General features: G+C 47.2%; 10 protein-coding genes. 7 read left to right on the top strand and 3 right to left on the bottom strand.

Annotation, left to right across the window (positions count from 1 at the left end):
- Positions 1-136 precede the first annotated feature (136 nt).
- From ACXAFJ_RS10390 to phoU, 4 genes are read left to right on the top strand one after another with little or no spacing between them, the layout of a single operon-like run.
- A complete protein-coding gene (locus ACXAFJ_RS10390) occupies positions 137-2,335 on the top strand; it encodes an ABC transporter permease subunit (RefSeq protein ID WP_475323244.1) in 2,199 nt (732 codons plus the stop codon).
- A gap of 39 nt (positions 2,336-2,374) precedes the next feature.
- Positions 2,375-4,021, top strand: coding sequence for a phosphate ABC transporter permease PstA (pstA, locus tag ACXAFJ_RS10385; protein ID WP_475323242.1), 1,647 nt, complete (start codon positions 2,375-2,377; stop codon positions 4,019-4,021).
- Position 4,022: 1 nt separating this feature from the next.
- Positions 4,023-4,841: a phosphate ABC transporter ATP-binding protein PstB gene (gene pstB / locus ACXAFJ_RS10380; RefSeq protein WP_475323241.1), complete on the top strand. Its 819-nt coding sequence runs from the start codon at positions 4,023-4,025 to the stop codon at positions 4,839-4,841.
- Positions 4,842-4,882: 41 nt separating this feature from the next.
- A complete protein-coding gene (phoU, locus tag ACXAFJ_RS10375; protein ID WP_475323240.1) occupies positions 4,883-5,581 on the top strand; it encodes a phosphate signaling complex protein PhoU in 699 nt (232 codons plus the stop codon).
- Positions 5,582-5,633: 52 nt separating this feature from the next.
- Here the strand turns inward: phoU and ppk2 are convergent, their stop codons facing one another.
- The 3 genes from ppk2 to ACXAFJ_RS10360 form a co-directional block, all read right to left on the bottom strand.
- Positions 5,634-6,416, bottom strand: coding sequence for a polyphosphate kinase 2 (gene ppk2, locus ACXAFJ_RS10370; protein WP_475323238.1), 783 nt, complete (start codon positions 6,414-6,416; stop codon positions 5,634-5,636).
- A 232-nt stretch (positions 6,417-6,648) separates the two neighbouring features.
- Positions 6,649-7,428, bottom strand: a complete 780-nt coding sequence (locus ACXAFJ_RS10365) for a copper homeostasis protein CutC (protein WP_475323237.1) — start codon at positions 7,426-7,428, stop codon at positions 6,649-6,651.
- Positions 7,429-7,448: 20 nt separating this feature from the next.
- Positions 7,449-7,754 (bottom strand): YebG family protein, encoded by a 306-nt coding sequence (locus ACXAFJ_RS10360; protein ID WP_475323235.1) that lies wholly within the window; start codon positions 7,752-7,754, stop codon positions 7,449-7,451.
- Positions 7,755-7,970: 216 nt separating this feature from the next.
- Between ACXAFJ_RS10360 and recC the strand changes: the two genes are divergently transcribed.
- From recC to recD, 3 genes are all read left to right on the top strand, one after another.
- The gene (gene recC, locus ACXAFJ_RS10355) at positions 7,971-11,495 is read left to right on the top strand and encodes an exodeoxyribonuclease V subunit gamma (RefSeq protein WP_475323233.1); all 3,525 of its coding nucleotides are present in this window, start codon (positions 7,971-7,973) and stop codon (positions 11,493-11,495) included.
- 305 nt (positions 11,496-11,800) lie between these two features.
- Entirely contained in the window at positions 11,801-15,418 is a 3,618-nt protein-coding gene (recB, locus tag ACXAFJ_RS10350; protein WP_475323231.1) for an exodeoxyribonuclease V subunit beta, read from the top strand.
- Positions 15,418-17,514, top strand: coding sequence for an exodeoxyribonuclease V subunit alpha (gene recD, locus ACXAFJ_RS10345; protein ID WP_475323230.1), 2,097 nt, complete (start codon positions 15,418-15,420; stop codon positions 17,512-17,514). Before recB ends, recD begins: the two co-directional genes overlap by 1 nt.
- Positions 17,515-17,548 lie beyond the last annotated feature (34 nt).

Here is a 17,548-nt window from a genome sequence, read left to right as displayed (position 1 = left end):
GTCAGCAAAGTAAGCTAACCACAAACGGGCCTTTGTACGCTATAGGTTTGGAAGCAATAACAAGATTGCGATAAGTTTATAAAGCACAGCGATTTTTTGTACAAAATCTACTCAGCATCACAGAGTTAACTTTTTCATGGCCCAAGCAAAAATTTTACTAAAAGAAAAAGACCGCACTCGCTTGCTGTGGGATCGCTTATTTAAAATGGCGGTGACTGCGGGTGGCGTTGGTGTACTTGCTGCTTTAGTCTTGATTTTTGTCTACTTGGGCTGGATGGTATTACCGCTTTTTGCCGACGCTAAATTCGAATCGAATCAAGCGAGCTTGCAAGTAACCCAGAGTGACTTGGTGTCTGGTGGTATCGATGATCACGGCAAGTACGTGTATCTAATAAACGAACAGGGCCAAGTCGATTTTTGGTCTTTGGATCAGGTTCAACAACCGGCTCTACAACAGCTAGTCGTCTCCCCACATCAACCTTATTTATTTGCAAAAACGCCAAATAGCTCTGAGTGGTATGCGTTTTCTGACGCAATGGGCAATGTCACGATTTTCAGTCCTAAACTCAACAGCGTGTATGACACAGCGGGCCGAGTGTTTACGCCGCGAGTTGATATCGTCAATGATGACATTACCCCGAGTTTAGTGAAAGAAAACGCCAGCTTGTCTCAGTTTGGTTTTTCTCATCACGATGAGAACACCACGTTAGCCGGGCAGTATTCTGATGGCAAAGTACGTATCGTTTGGAAGACGTCAAAGTTAGAGCAATCCCAATTTGAATTTGCGGCGCCATTTAATCAGCTGGATCAAATACTGATTACCCCTGACGGCGAAACCGTTTATTTACGCAGCGGCTCTGAATTGGTTGTGGTGGTCAAGCAAGGTGAGACCTTCACTGTGCGTGAGGTCGTCGATCTCAGCCAGCACAACCCCAATCATCAGGCGATTGATGTCCAGTTTTTGTCGGGGGCCCATTCGCTATTAGTCGCCCACACCGATGGCAGAGTGTCTCAATGGTTTGACGTGTTAACCAATGAACGACGTCAATTGACCGCAGTTCGAGACTTTAAGCTTCCTGCTGAACTCACTTTATTGTTACCGGACACCTTTAGAAAAGGGTTTTACAGTTTTTATCCCAATGGAACGGTGCAAAGTCATTACACCACCAGTGAAAAGTTGGTTTTGTTTGAACGCGCTTACTCGCAATCACCCAAGCTGGTGGCCATGTCAGGAAACGAACGCTTTGTATTGAGCTTGTTTGATGATCACTTAGATATTGCCGTAGTGGATAAAGCGCACCCTGAAGTCTCTTGGTCCTCGCTGTGGCGAAAAGTCTGGTATGAAAGTTATCCAGAGCCGGAATTTGTTTGGCAAACCACATCTTCGAGTGATGAATACGAACCCAAGTTTAGTATTGTTCCAATTGCTTTTGGCACGATCAAAGCAGCCATGTACGCCATGTTGTTTGCGATACCAATAGCGGTGCTGGGCGCTATTTACACGGCTTACTTTATGACACCTAAAATGCGTCGTGTGGTGAAACCCTCTATCGAATTGATGGAAGCGCTACCCACGGTGATTATCGGCTTCTTAGCTGGTTTGTGGTTTGCCCCAATTGTGGAAAGCTACCTAGCTGCAGTTGTGGCCTTGCTGATTATTCTGCCGATTTCTACTTTAGTGATGGGCGCCGCTTGGCATAGTGTGCCTGCAACCATTCGCGAGTCGTTTCCCAATGGCTGGCATGCCATCTTGTTGATGCCGCTGTTTCTGGCCGTAATTTGGCTGGCGATTGAGCAGAGCGGCAATATAGAAACTTGGCTATTTGCCGGCGACGTTCGTGTGTTTTTGGCCGAGCAGGGCATTGATTACGACCAAAGAAACGCGCTGGTGGTTGGCTTTGCCATGGGCTTTGCGGTGATTCCTACCATTTTTACAATCGCCGAAGACGCGATCTTCTCAGTGCCGAAACATTTATCGGACGGGTCATTGGCGCTTGGTGCAACGCAATGGCAAACCTTACTTCATGTTGTGCTGCTCACTGCCAGCCCAGGTATTTTTTCTGCCATTATGATTGGTTTGGGACGCGCGGTTGGCGAGACCATGATTGTGCTGATGGCAACGGGGAATACTCCACTTATAGACTGGAATATATTGGAAGGTATGCGTACCTTGTCGGCGACGATTGCGGTTGAGATGCCCGAGTCTGAAGTGGGCAGCTCGCATTATCGTATTTTGTTTCTCGGTGCGTTATTACTTCTTATGTTCACGTTTGCGGTTAACTCGGTAGCAGAATGGGTCAGACAAAGACTTAGGGAGCGTTATCGTGCGCTATAGACTGACTTCCTTTCTATCTTCACCCTGTGGAGCCCTCAGATGTTGAAGTGGTTTAAATCGGGAACACCTTGGATTTGGCTAACAGGCGGCGCGGTCAGTATCAGCCTGCTTTCTGTATTGGCATTACTGCTTGTTATTGGCTGGAAAGGGTTTGCGTACTTCTGGCCCGCGCCTCTGTATCAATGGACCACGTTTGATGGTGACGTACTAGTCGGCCAACTGTACGACTCGGAGTCGGTTCCAATCAGTCACGTGCGTGAAATGGATATCGCCATCCCTGATCTAAATAAAGCCGAAGGTGTGGTGAATCGACTGAGCATAAAGGTTGCCAATCGGGATATCTATCCCGCTGATTTCATTTCAATATTGGACATCAATATCGCAAAACGCGCTGCACCAAAAGGGTGGGCGGTGATTGAACGAACCAAAGATGGCGATTTTTTCGGACGCCCCGTGGGTTATGTTATCGAAGGGGAGTTGGTTTCCGGTGACGTTCGCTCATTCAGTGACAGCGGGCTACTTCTTGCCAATACCTTGCGCGATGAAATCGACATCATTATTCGCAGTAAAATTAATCGTTACAGCGAAGCCATTCAATCTCTGCGATTAGAGCAACGCAGGCGTGAACTCAATGACAATCTCACTGAGCTTGATGTAGAAACTATTAGACTGCAATTATCCGATCTAAAGACAAAACTGGCAGCAGCCGAGCTAGAGGTCGATCAACTGCGCGCCTTGCTGCAAGAGCAAGCTTTACTCGTCGAAGACATGAATGGTCAGCGAATCACTATTCCTATCGAGTACATCATCGACATTTGGTATCCAAACCAAATGGGCTCATTGGAGAAAATAGCGCAGTGGGCGCAGCAAGCTTGGAAGTTCTTGAGTGATGACCCAAGGGAGTCTAACTCGGAAGGTGGCGTTTTCCCGGCCATGTTTGGCACCGTATTATTGGTGCTGATCATGTCAGTGATAGTGATGCCGCTTGGGGTCATAGCCGCAATTTATTTGCATGAGTACGCCAAAGACACTGCTTTCACGCGGCTGATTCGAGTAGCGGTCATTAACTTAGCCGGCGTGCCGTCCATTGTTTATGGCGTGTTTGGCTTGGGCTTTTTTGTTTACACCCTTGGTGGCTCGATTGACGAACTGTTTTATCGTGAACAGCTGCCTGCTCCGACGTTTGGAACTCCGGGCCTGCTGTGGTCAGCACTGACCTTGGCGGTGTTGACTCTTCCTGTGGTAATCGTATCAACGGAAGAAGGGTTATCGCGGATTCCCAACTCGGTTCGCCACGGATCACTGGCGTTAGGTGCGACCCAGTTTGAAACCTTGTGGCGAATTGTTTTACCTATGGCAAGTCCAGCCATTATTACTGGGTTGATATTGGCGATTGCCCGAGCGGCGGGCGAGGTTGCACCACTGATGTTAGTGGGGGCGGTGAAGTTGGCGTCGAGTTTACCGATTGATGGCCAGTTCCCGTTTTTACACCTGGAACGCAAGTTTATGCATTTGGGCTTCCACATCTATGATGTTGGGTTCCAAACGGCAAATATAGAAAGTGCTCGCCCTCTGGTGTATGCAACCGCTTTGCTTTTGGTTACCGTTATCATAGGTTTAAACCTAACTGCGATTAGTATTCGCAACAACTTACGTGAAAAATACCGAACTTTAGGACAAGACTGATATGTTTTCTGTGGATCAAGCGCTGGGGTATCGCGCGCCACTTGATGTAAAAAAACTGACCGACGAACAGACCGCGATAGACATTCGTGGGCTGAACTTGTTCTATCAGAAAACCCAAGCTTTGTTTGATATCAGCATGCGTATTCCAAAAGGCAAAGTCACTGCCTTTATCGGGCCTTCTGGTTGCGGTAAGTCAACCTTGTTACGTTGCATCAACCGCATGAATGACTTGGTTGACGGTTGTAAGATCCACGGTGAAGTTTCTCTGCACGGGCAAAATGTCTATGACGCCGACGTGGATGTGGCAACGCTAAGAAGACGGGTGGGCATGGTGTTTCAGCGCCCCAATCCTTTTCCCAAGTCGATTTACGAAAACGTGGTGTACGGTTTGCGACTGCAAGGCATTAAGTCTAGCCGAGTATTGGATAACGCGGTTGAACGATCACTTCGAGCAGCTGCGTTATGGGATGAAGTGAAAGGCAGATTGCATGAAAACGCCTTTGGATTGTCTGGCGGCCAACAACAGCGCTTGGTTATCGCCAGAGCGATCGCTATCGAACCCGAAGTGTTGTTGTTGGATGAGCCCACCTCGGCACTAGATCCGATCTCAACACTAACCATTGAAGAGTTGATACATGAACTCAAACAAGATTACAGCGTAGTGTTAGTGACTCATAACATGCAACAAGCCGCTCGTGTGAGTGACCACACCGCGTTTATTCACATGGGTAAGCTGATTGAATACTCGGATACGGATTCGATCTTTACGTCACCTAAAACCAAACAAACCGAAGACTACATTACCGGTCGTTATGGTTAGTTCGTCGCAATCCACTCTCTATATAGGAACCTTCAAATAGCATGAATTTTGGACGTCATATATCTGGTCAGTTCAACGTCGAATTGGAATCGATTCGGACCCATGTACTCACTATGGGTGGTTTGGTTGAAGAGCAATTGTCTTTTGCCATGCAGGCGCTACATAAAGACGACCTAGATTTGGCCAAAAAAGTGGTCAGTGATGATCATAAAGTGAATGCGATGGAAGTGGCTATCGATGAGGCGTGTACTCGCATCATCGCCAAACGCCAACCGACGGCAAAAGACCTGCGTTTGATCATGGCGATCATCAAAACCATTACCGATTTGGAACGGATCGGAGATGTAGCCACCAAGATGGCGCGTGTGGTGCTGGAAAACAAATCGCCACAAGAGAAGCAGTTTCGAGTTGCACTTGAGCCTTTGTGTCGACAAGCCATTGCCATGCTGCATCAAGTGTTAGACGCGTTTGCACGAATGGATGTGGAAGCTGCCGCCGAAATTTACCAGCTAGATGATAGGTTGGACGACGAGTACGATGAAGTTATTCGTCAATTGATCGGCTACATGACGGAAGATGCGAAAAACATCCCGAGCGTGTTGCAAGTCATGTGGTCGGCTCGTGCGATTGAACGAGTCGGAGACCGTTGTCAGAATATCTGTGAGTACATTATCTACTTCGTGAAAGGTAAAGATGTTCGCCACTTAGGCAAAGAGAGCATCGATGACTTTTTGCGTTAGCCAATAACAAAAGTTTCTCGCTCTCTAGTTTCCGATTTTTGGCGTTGGTTCTCTAGTATTTGTCCGGCACAAAAGTCTGTTCTCCCATAGGGGCGCGCAAATAGCCTTCTTTGTTAATCTCTGGCAATTCAATGTGCGGGTAATTGAATCCGTGATAGTCAAACTGATCAAGCAAATGGCTAATGCAGTTGAGTCTGGCTCGTTTTTTGTTATCTGACGGTACCACCCACCACGGGCTTTGTTTGGTGTCGGTGTAGGCAAACATCTTATCTTTGGCTTCTGAATATTCGGCCCATTTGGCCCTTGATTCTAAGTCCATGGGACTGAATTTCCAGCGTTTGATTGGCGTGCTTATTCGCTCTTTAAAGCGCTTTTCTTGCTCCTCATCCGACACGGAAAACCAATATTTGAGCAACACAATGCCAGAGCGAATCAGCATGCGCTCAAATTCAGGACAAGAGCGCAAGAACTCGTCGTACTCTTCATCCGTGCAAAACCCCATCACTTTTTCCACACCCGCTCGGTTATACCAGCTTCGGTCAAACAGAACGATTTCTCCAGCGCTGGGTAAGTGAGCCACATAACGCTGGAAGTACCATTGCGTTTTTTCTTTCTCGGTGGGCGCAGGCAGTGCGGCCACGCGGCAGACTCGTGGGTTTAGTTTTTCTGTAATGCGTTTGATGACACCACCTTTACCTGCCGCATCTCTGCCTTCAAAGATAACCACTACTTTTAACCCATTGGCTTTGACCCACTCTTGCAGTTTAACCAGCTCAATTTGCAGATGTTCCAACTCAGATAGATAGGTCTTTTTACTCAGTTTTTTGTCAGCCATAACAGGTCGCTCAAAAGTGGGGTTAATTCAAGATAGCGACAAAAATGGCGCAAAAGCAAAACTCGATTTGAGATTATTGAGCCATGTAGGCAATCACAAGCCAAATACGATGATTAATGAGAGTCGAGATGGCGAGAGAGTAATTGTCAGTGCGATGAAAAAAACGCAATGAAAGAAAGGAAAACAAGAGTTTGGAAGCGTGAAGGGCAAACTGAAAACCCTATAACGAGATTTAATCGAAAGCTCTTAGGTTTTCAACCACTTGCTGAATACGCTGCATACAGGTGACTTCGACACTGCCATCTTGGTTGTCATGACTTCCCATGCTTGGCTTTTGGTTGCGGTATTGCATGGCACTTGGCCTCAATACCTTGCCCGACAAATGGACTTCATGACATTGCGTGGCGGAAACAACTTGAGCAACGTTTTCGGCATTGATACCACAGCCGGGCATAACCGATAAGCCGTCACCAGAAAATTGCTGCCAGGTTTTAATGGTCGGCAGTCCGTTTAGCACATGGTCGGCTTGGCCAGAGGTTAATACCCTTTCTACGCCCAGTTCAATTAAGCGGTCAATGGCTTGCAGTGGTTCTTGGCACAAGTCGATGGCTCGGTGAAAGGTGACACCAAGTCCCAGTTGTTTGGCCTTGCTACAAAGCGGTTCGACGATGGCGCTATCAAGGAGAGCATGAGGGTTCAATGCACCAATCACAACACCTTGTAACCCCGCGTTTTTGGCGGTTTGAATATCGGCCAACATGGATTGCAGATCAAATCGGTCGAAGACAAAGTCACCGGCTCGAGGGCGAATCATGGCGTAAGTAGCAATCTGACGGCCAGAATGCTGTTCATACTCGCGTAGGTAGTGAGCCGTTTGCTGCATTTGCCCTGCACTCGGCGTTAGCCCTCCAAGGGCGAGAGCAGAGCACAGCTCGATTCGCGATGCTCCGCCTTTGACTGCTGCAGTCAACGATTCTGCATTGTCGATGCAGACTTCTACCGTCACCATCACCCAAGGACTCTTAGAGTGAATTAAGCGGCGTCTTGGTTAGAATCAGCTTCTTCCGCTGCGTCTGTTTTGACTGCCTTAGGCTTCTTTGGTGCTGGCTTGCGTTTTGCGCCCAGCGCATACAGGACTTCTTCTTTATTTTGCGCAAGGAACATGGCTAAGTTTTCGCGGTGGCCTTCGTCTTCAACCAGTTCGCTTTTGCCTAACAATTCGAAGAGTTCATCTGCCATATCCAGCATTTTGTCATAAGCATCTGCTTCTGCTTTTGAGGTAAATGTCATCTTCTCTTCTCCGTTACGTTCTACCACGTACTTGACGATAACAGCCATGGTTCATCCTCTAACTTGAAATGAAAAATAATTACTGGTTGTTTATACAGTTTGTGTTAGGTGAAGTCCAGAGTGAGGTAGTGAGAGTGTGCAGTGAGCAAGCGGTCTGCGCAAAAATTGTGTGTTTGATCTGCGTCGCTATGCTTGTCGGGTTTTTTAGCGTCGGTGGTGTGGTAGTCTCAAGGTTAACTTCGCGTAACCATAGGTAATACATCGGTGTTCACGATTTATCATTCAAATCAGGTGGATGTACTGAAATCGTTGTTGGTTGAGTTAATCAAGCGGCAGCCTTTAGACAATCCATTCCAAGCTGAACAAATCTTGGTACAAAGCCCAGGTATGTCGCAGTGGTTGAAGATGGAACTCGCCTCTGAACTCGGTGTTGCCGCTAATATTAACTTTCCCCTGCCTGCGACCTTTATTTGGGAGCAGTTCACACATGTGTTAACCGATGTTCCGCAACGCAGTGCGTTTAACAAGGAATCGATGACATGGAAATTGATGTCGCTGCTGCCAAGCTTGTTAGCGCAAGAAGAATTTGCCGATTTAGCTCAGTATCTCGCGGAAGATGAAGACGGTTCGAAGCTCTATCAGCTGTGTGGAAAAATTGCTGATCTGTTTGATGGCTACCTGGTTTATCGCCCAGAGTGGATTGCCTCTTGGGAGGCAGGGATTGAGGTTAAAGAACTGGCCGGAGAGCAGCCGTGGCAACCTATTTTATGGCGTGCGCTGTATCATCACACAGTTGCCTTGGGACAATCGCCGTACCATCGCGCCAATTTGTACGACGATTTTCTCGACACACTGAAACACCGACAAGAGCCGATTGCTGGCTTACCGCCGCGCCTTTTTGTGTTTGGTATTGCCGCGTTACCGGAAAAATATTTGGAATCCTTGTGTGCGCTGGGCAAGTTCATCGACGTGCATCTGATGTTTACCAACCCATGTCAGTATTACTGGGGAGAGATACGCGACCAGAAATATTTAGCCAAACTGGCCAACAAGTATCGCCAGCGCATCGATTGGCAAAATATATACACAGGATTGTCTTCACTGGAAAGCCAAGACAAAAAAACACAGTCTGACTATGCAACGACAGCGGGTTCACTCGATTCAGACTTACACGCCCTAGAAACGGGCAATCCGCTGTTGGCCTCGCTTGGCAAACTTGGCCGTGACAACTTGTATCTTATGTCACAGTTGCAGGCGGCTGAAATCGAAGCTTTTGTCGACATTGAACCGCAAACTCTGTTACAGGCGATTCAATCGGATATTCTCAATCTTACTCATCATCAAGATGACAGCAAACTCACTGACAGCAGCCACAAATTTGCTTTGGATAAACTGGACGACAGTTTGTCCTTTCATGCCTGTCATAGTCCTATGCGGGAAGTAGAAGTACTGCATGATTACTTGTTACATCGCTTTCAAGACGATCCAGAGCTCAAGCCCAAAGACGTGATTGTGATGGTGGCGGACATCAATGCTTACAGTCCGGCGATTCAAGCGGTATTTGGTAACGCGAGTGGCCGCCGTTATATTCCTTTTTCAATCTCCGACCGAAGTGCTGATGTTGAGCACGCCGTCTATCAAGCTTTGCTCACAGTGCTTAATTTACCAAGTAGTCGCGGTTTGGCTTCTGAATTATTGGAGCTGTTGGAAACGCCGGCAATTTTGGCCAAATTTGAGATCAGCCAAGATGAGTTTCAGCTGGCTAAACGCTGGGTTGAAGAAGCGGGGATTCGTTGGGGACTGAATCAAGACACCGCGAGCGACTTTGAAGTGCCGAGCTGCCATTACAATACGTGGCAATACGGAATCAAACGCATGTTGCTCGGCTATGCCATGGAGCCAGGCGCAGGTTTGGTGTTTGAGGGGGATGATGCCATCGCGCCCTACAGCGAAGTTCAAGGGTTGCAAGCCGATCTCGCCGGAAAATTGGCAGAGTACATCGACAACATCGCGTTTTACCGCAGCCAATTGAACAAAACACAAAGCATTCAAGATTGGCGTGAACTGCTACGTGGCATTGTTGACGATTTATTCCACGTCGAGTTGGATGAAGAAGTTGCCTTAAATCAAGTGCTAGAAATCGCCAGCGCGCTTGAGCAGCAGTTAAAAGAAGCCAATTGGAATGAGCCGTTGGCGCCTTCCATTTTTGTTGAATACCTGCAAGACAAATTGGTCAACTCCAGAATCAGCCAGCGCTTCTTAGCGGGACAAGTTAATTTCTGTACCTTGATGCCAATGCGGTCAATTCCGTTTAAACAGGTTTGTTTGCTTGGCATGAACGATGGAATTTACCCAAGGCACGTCCCTAAAGATGGTTTTGATTTAATGGTTGGACGAGAGCGGCAAGGCGACCGATCGCGCCGTGACGACGATAGGTATCTGTTCCTCGAAGCCTTGATTTCCGCGCAACAAAGCTTGTACATCAGTTATGTTGGCCGCTCTATTCAAGATAATAGTGAGCGCATTCCGTCGGTGTTGGTTTCTGAGTTGATGGAGTACTGTGAACAGAACTATTGTTTGGTAGACGAACAAAGGTTGGATAGTGACAGCTCGGGTAAATCCCTATTAAGCAAGTTGTGTGTTGAACATACCATGACGCCCTACAGCAGAGCTGCGTTTGTCAATGCTCGTCCGAGCTTTGCGAACGAATGGTTGCCTTTGGTTAACTTTTTAGGAGATGGAAACCTTAGTAGCGTACCTACAAACTCTGCTTTTGAACTTGAGTGGGGAACGCTGCTTGAGCTGCAAGCACTTGAGTTGGCAGAGTTGCAACGTTTTTGGCGACTGCCCGTGGAATACTTCTTCCAGCGACGTCTAGGTGTCCGGTTTGATAAAGACCAAGTTCAACTGCTGGACGAAGAGCCATACCGCCTAAGTGGCTTAGAACGCTATCAACTAAACTCTCAATTATTAGATACCCTGTTAGAGAACCCTTCTTCAAAGCAAAACACGTCCGGTTCAGAAGCGGAATCGCAGAGCTATCAACAATTGCTGGATTCACTATCTTTAACGCAGCGCGCACAGGGAAAACTGGCGTTTGGTGAATTTGGTGACTTGGATTTTCGAGAGAATCAATCGCTCATCGAGCAATTGGTTGGCGCGATTCAGCCGTTTGTATATCAACCCTTGGATGACCAAGAATTGCGCTTAACCATAGTAACACCGTGGGGTAAAGCGCTAAGGTTGCAAGGGTGGATCACTCAGCGTTATCAAAGTGGTGTGATTCGAATTAGAACCAGCAAGTTGCGCGCACAAGATGTGTTGGCGGCTTGGATTGATCATTTATCTCTGGCAGCTATGGGTGCGAGTCAAGTTACCCATCTGTTTGCTGTTGAATCTAAAAAAGGCCAAAGCACGGTGGTCCATAAAACGTTTCCAGTCATGGGCGATCCTCAAAGTGCTCAGCGGTTATTACAAGATTATGTGACGTCGTTTTTTGAGGGTAACCGTAAGCCTCTGGCGTATTTCCCGAGAACTGCACTAGCAGGGATTGAAGCCAACTTTGTACGCGGCAAATGGACTGAGCCAGATCTGGAGAAAATGCAAAGTAGAATGAAAAGTGCTTTTGAGCCTGGTTTTAATGTGGGTGGGGAAGGAGACGATATCTACATTGCTAGGATTTGGCCGGAGTGGGAAGACACTCTTGCAGAGCAAGTACTAGCAAATGCTAGGGAGTTTCTGGAAGTTGCGAGAATGTCGTTGGTTGATTACAAAAGAGAAGAAAGGTGAGGTGGCCGTCAGGTCATCATTATAGTGTGTAGGGTGTGTCTGATCGGCCACAGGGTCAGAGGGACCACATAGGGTTGAGTTGGTTACCTCGTAGCGCAGAGTCTACGAGTGACGACGGGGGAAATCCGTGATTCAACTCTCAACCAAGGATCTTGCGGCGATTAAAAGTCGATGAGATTTCAACTCCTTAGTGTTGATCACACTTTACTATTTTACTCGGCTATTGTTTTTCGTTGCCGTTATCTGGCTTTACCTAGGTGTGTCTTTGTAGAGACATGGCTAATTAGAAATAAATGAGGTTTCAAATGAGTTCACTCTCCACACCGTCGCAGCTGGACACCTTGTCATTTCCACTGCACGGTGCTCGCTTAATTGAAGCGTCAGCCGGAACCGGTAAAACCTTTACCATCGCCGGTTTGTATTTACGCTTACTGTTGGGACATGGCGACGATCAAACTAAACACGCCAACCCCCTTTCGGTAGAGCAAATATTGGTAGTGACCTTTACCGAGGCAGCAACCGCAGAGCTTAGAGACAGAATTCGGCAGCGAATCCACAGTGCTCGACTGGCGTTTAGCCGAGGAGAGAGCAGCGATCCGGTAATTGCACCATTGTTGCAACAAACCGACGATCATGACTTGGCGGCTCGGCTTCTGCTTCAAGCCGAGAGGCAAATGGATCAAGCGTCGATCTTTACCATTCACGGATTCTGCCAACGCATGCTAACGCAACATGCTTTTGAATCCGGCAGTCGTTTCCAACATGAGTTTGTCACGGATGAAACCGAATTAAAGCAGCTGGTTGTAGCTGACTTTTGGCGTAGCCAGTTCTACCATCTCCCTTTGCCCCTAATTAAACAAGTTCGTGATAACTGGGCAACCCCTTATGAACTTGCAAAGGAAATTTCAGGTTTTCTTAGTGGGCCACTGCCGCAGTTTTTAGGCGACTATCAAGATCAAGAGCTGACTCAAGCCTATCAAAGCAACTTAGAATCGCTGGCGGCGCTCAAGAAGCAATGGCTAGCCAATGTTGAGGACATCGCCAGCTGTATTGCCAACTCGGATGTCAGTAAGCGCAGTTATAGCAAAACCTCTCTTCCCAAATGGATAGCGGCAGTCAGTGCTTGGGCTGAACAACCAACCGAAGGCTTGGCTGTACCAGATGAGCTCAAAAAGTTCAGTCAGTCAGAACTGTTGGCGAAAACCGCGAAAGGACAAGCGCCAGAGTTGCCGATATTTGTTGCGATAGAATCGTTGACCGAGCGACCAGCTTCCATCAAACCCATTATTTTGGCGCGTGCCATCAAAGATTGCCGAGAGCGGCTTGCCAAAGCCAAGCAGCGGCAACACTGGCTGTCTTTTGATGACTTACTGGGTCATTTGGCGACGGCGCTAAACAATCCACAAGGTGAGACGTTAGCGCAGCGAATTCGCGAGCAATATCCGGTCGCGATGATAGATGAGTTTCAAGACACCGATCCACTTCAGTACCAAATTTTTCAAAAGGTGTATTTGCAGCACCCAGATTGTGGCTGGTTTATGATTGGCGATCCGAAACAAGCGATTTACGGATTTCGCGGTGCAGATATCTTCACTTACATTCAAGCCCGTAATCAGGTCAGTGCTCACTACACCTTGTCTACCAATTGGCGCTCAACGTCAGACATGGTGTCCGCGGTCAACGACGTATTTTCGCAAGCCAGTTCGCCCTTCATGTACGATGACGATATTCCTTTTTATCCAGTCAATGCTCGCCCTAACGGTGAGCAAAGTTATTGGCAACAAAATGGGCAGCGACAAGCGGCGTTGGAATTCTGGCTCGATGAAGAGCAAGAGTTAACCTCAAAAACGCAATATCAAGTTGCTATGGCGGAAGCCTGTGCCAATCATATTCATCGAATCTTAGCGTTGTCACAGCAGGGGGAAATCGAATTGGTGGCAGATTCGAAACCCCACAGCGTGAAACCAAGCAATATTGCGGTATTAGTGAGAACGGGCAGCGAAGCGAAATTAGTCAAAGAACAACTGGCAAGGCAGGGCATTGCTAGCGTGTATCTATCTAATCGTGATAGCGTATTTCAAAGTGAAGTAGCCACTGAACTCACGCGAATTATGCCTGCGGTCATGCACCCTGAAGATGAAAGTAAAGTTCGCGCTGCGATGGCCTCATCGCTATTTAATTATCCGCTCGATCAGCTGTTTCACTTTTTTGAAAACGAAGCGGAATGGGATGCGATTGTTAATCGGTTTAAGCAACTCAGAGTGACGTGGCTGCAACGTGGTGTTCAGCCGATGTTGAGGCTGTTATTAAACCAGTTTTCATTAGCGCAAACCTTATTGAGCAGTCATTTCGGTGAGCGAGGGATGACCGACTTTCTGCATTTGTCGGAGTTATTGCAGCAAGCCAGTCAAACATTAGAAAGTCCCACGGCATTAATCCGATGGTTGTCTGATGCCATTTTACAAGCGGAGACTGGAAATTCAGATGAAGCGATTCAACGACTTGAATCTGAGCGCGATCTGGTCAAAGTGATCACTATTCACAAATCCAAAGGATTAGAATACGACTTGGTGTATTTGCCCTTTGCCTTTAATTATCGAGAAGCCAATCAAGCGAAGTTTTTTGACAGCGATGCCAAGCAAACTTACCTAGATATTGAACAGCAACCAGAATCGATACAGTTAGCAGACAATGAGCGACTAGCCGAAGATCTACGACTAATTTACGTGGCATTAACGCGAGCCGTTTATGGCTGTTTTATTGGTGCCGCGCCATTATCACCGCGACGGAAAACCGGATTTTCCGCAGCGCATTTATCTGCAATCGGTTATTTGATCCAAAATGGTGAGCAAGCCGAAGCGAGCGCACTGGGCGAAGGTCTCAACAAATTGTCTGCCACGTCAGCGGCAGGCAGCAACATACTCGTCACTGACTTACCTTTGCCACCTGAGCAAGCTTGGGTTCCTGAAACGAACCAAAACGAAACTATTGAAGCTAACGAATTCCGTGGTGACATTGATTCAAATTGGCGAATGAGCAGTTACTCCTCGCTAGTAAAACAATCTCCACATGGCAAAGGTTTGGACGTTGAGTTTGAAGTTCCGGGGTTAGATCTTGAATCGGCACCAGAATCCGAACTGGAAGAGTTGCAACAGCAGCCCGAGCAAAACATTTTTACTTTCCCGCGCGGTGCCACACCGGGTACGTTTTTACACAGCGTATTTGAAGAAGTTCACTATCAAGAGTCTGGGAGCAGTGAAGCCAATACCGAGATTTTGGTCAGCTTGATGGACAAAGCTCAAATAGATGAGTCTTGGCTGCCAACACTACAAACCTTAGTGGATACCGTGTTGTCGACACCATTAGACGGTAAAAACTTATGCTTAAAAGGTAAGCGCCCTAACGAACTCTTGGTGGAGATGGAGTTTTTACTGCCTATTCAAGTTCTGGAAGCACTGCATGTGAATCAAGTAACTCATAAATACGATGCCTTATCGAGTCAGGCGGGTGAGTTAGAATTTCGAACCGTACAGGGGATGCTAAAAGGCTTCATCGACTTAGTGTTTGTCCATCAAGGCAAATATTATGTGCTGGATTGGAAATCCAATCACTTGGGCAATGATCTTACCGATTACGACACAACTAAGCTGTCGAATGCCATGATAGAGCATCGATATGATCTGCAATATCAAATCTACACCTTGGCGTTGCATCGATTTTTGAAAACTCGTATCCCTGATTACCAATACCAGACCCATTTTGGCGGCGTGTTTTACGCGTTTTTACGCGGAATGAACGGTGAGAGCCAGCAAGGGGTGTTTGCTACCAAACCAAAGCAAGAGTTGGTCATGGCATTAGATCGGTTAATCGATGGGTTACCCGCAATAGAAGACGAAAGTGGACAAATGGAGCTTTTGGGATAATGCACAGTCGAATCGAAAAAATTTTGGACCAGGCTTGCAGTCAAAAGCGAATCCGTCGACTAGATAAGCAGTTTTCTCTTTTGATCAGCGACTTTGAAAATGATGAAACCGTCATTGCACTGGCGGCGATAACCAGTGCACTGGCTGGAAAAGGACACACCTGTCTTGAACTCACACGAGTAAAAACCGTTGTCGGCGAACTGTTTTGGGGCGTTGAAGATTATGATTACTTGCTCGGCCTTTTTGATGATATATCGAAAGTGCAGCAAGTCCTTGAATCCAGTTCCTTGCTAAACCAAGACCCTTCCCCTTTGGTATTTGACGGTCAAAGGCTGTATTTGCAACGCTATTGGCACTTTGAAGTTCAACTTGCGCGACAAATCAAACAGCGAGCATTAGTGAACACGTCTGAGGCAAAGTTGGTTAGCGACGGCAAGGCGTGTTTGCAACGCCACTTTGCAAGACAGTACCGACGGATCTGGCAACAGTTTAAACTGCAAGTGGATTTCTCTTTGGATGGCCCTAAGTTCAAGCAATGGCTCTGTGACCAACTCGATGTGGTAGACGAGCACGCCATAGACTGGTCAGCCGTGGTTGCGTGTTTTGCGTCCGCCAAATCTGAGTATGATCTAGAAAAACTGGATGTGATTGTGCCGCTTGCTCTTTGCCTAAATTGGCAAAAAGTGGCGGCGGCAACGGCGCTGCTGCAATCTTTTACCGTGATCTCGGGTGGGCCAGGAACTGGCAAAACGACCACAGTAAGTAAATTACTGGCGGCGTTGGTCGAGCTGACTATCTGTGGTGAGCAGCCTACCATCAAGTTAGTGGCACCTACAGGTAAGGCGGCGGCGCGCCTTACTGAGTCTATGTCTTCTGCGATTGATTCTTTGGCGGTCGCGCCTGAAATCAAAGCTCAACTGCCGACTGAAGCCAGTACCATTCACCGGTTGCTGGGGGTGATTCCAAATCGTGTTGCTTTTCGTCACAACCAATCTAATCCACTACATTTGGATGTATTAGTGGTGGATGAAGCCTCGATGGTTGATCTGACACTGATGTACCACTTGGTTCAAGCTTTGCCACCACATACGCGAGTGATTCTATTGGGAGATCGCGACCAGCTCGCTTCCGTAGAAGCCGGTGCGGTATTGGCGGATATCTGCTCTTTCTCGAACCAGCCAAAAAGCAGTAAAGTTGCCAAAGCGTTGAGTCAGCTAACGGGATTTTCGTCTATCGAGCGTCAGCAAGCACTGCCCAGTTTGTCAGACAATTTATGTGTGCTGCAGAAAAGTTATCGATTTGACGCACGTTCTGGTATTGGACAGTTAGCAAAAGCCGTTAACAATGGTGATCTTGGTCGAGTTAACCAAGTATTCCAGCATCAATTTGATGATATTGAATTGTGTCCTTTAGATGCTTCCCGTCACAATGAATTGATAGAGCAAGTCGCGCAAGCTTATAAAAGTTACTTAACGATTCTCAAATCTATGTTTAAACCCACTCTGGAACCATTAACAGAGAGGCAAGAAACACTCGGTGTTGCTTCGATAGTGAAGTCAGCAATGACTAGCTTTAATCAAAGCCAACTGCTTTGTGCAGTAAGGGAAGGGGAGTTTGGTGTGACAGGCTTGAATACACGTGTTGAAGCCAAACTGCGTCATCAAAAATACATCACTAAGGATGTCGATGATCTTTGGTATCACGGCCGACCTATTATGGTGACCGAGAACGACCATACATTGGGTTTATTCAACGGTGATATCGGGCTTTGTGTGTATGACCCTGAAGCCGACAGACTTAAAGTGTATTTTGAGCAAAGTGATGGTGAGGTGCGTTCGGTGCTCCCTAGTCGAGTGCCGCCACACGAGACAGCGTATGCAATGACAATTCACAAATCTCAAGGTAGTGAATTTGAACATGTGTGGATGATATTGCCGACTCAGGCGGGCGCAGTGTTGTCTCGGGAGCTTATTTATACCGGTATAACACGAGCTAAAAAAACGTTGAAGCTGTATACGTCACCAACAGTATTGAGCCAAGGTGTGCAAGCACAAACTGAAAGAAGCAGTGGTTTGAAAGATAAGTTGGCGGTATAAGGTCATGTTATTAGGTGGCGTGTAATTCTTTTCC

Source organism: Vibrio sp. ABH4_348 (assembly GCF_056159765.1).
Note: the sequence above shows the minus strand (reverse complement) of the source record. Positions and strands in the feature narration are given on the sequence as shown.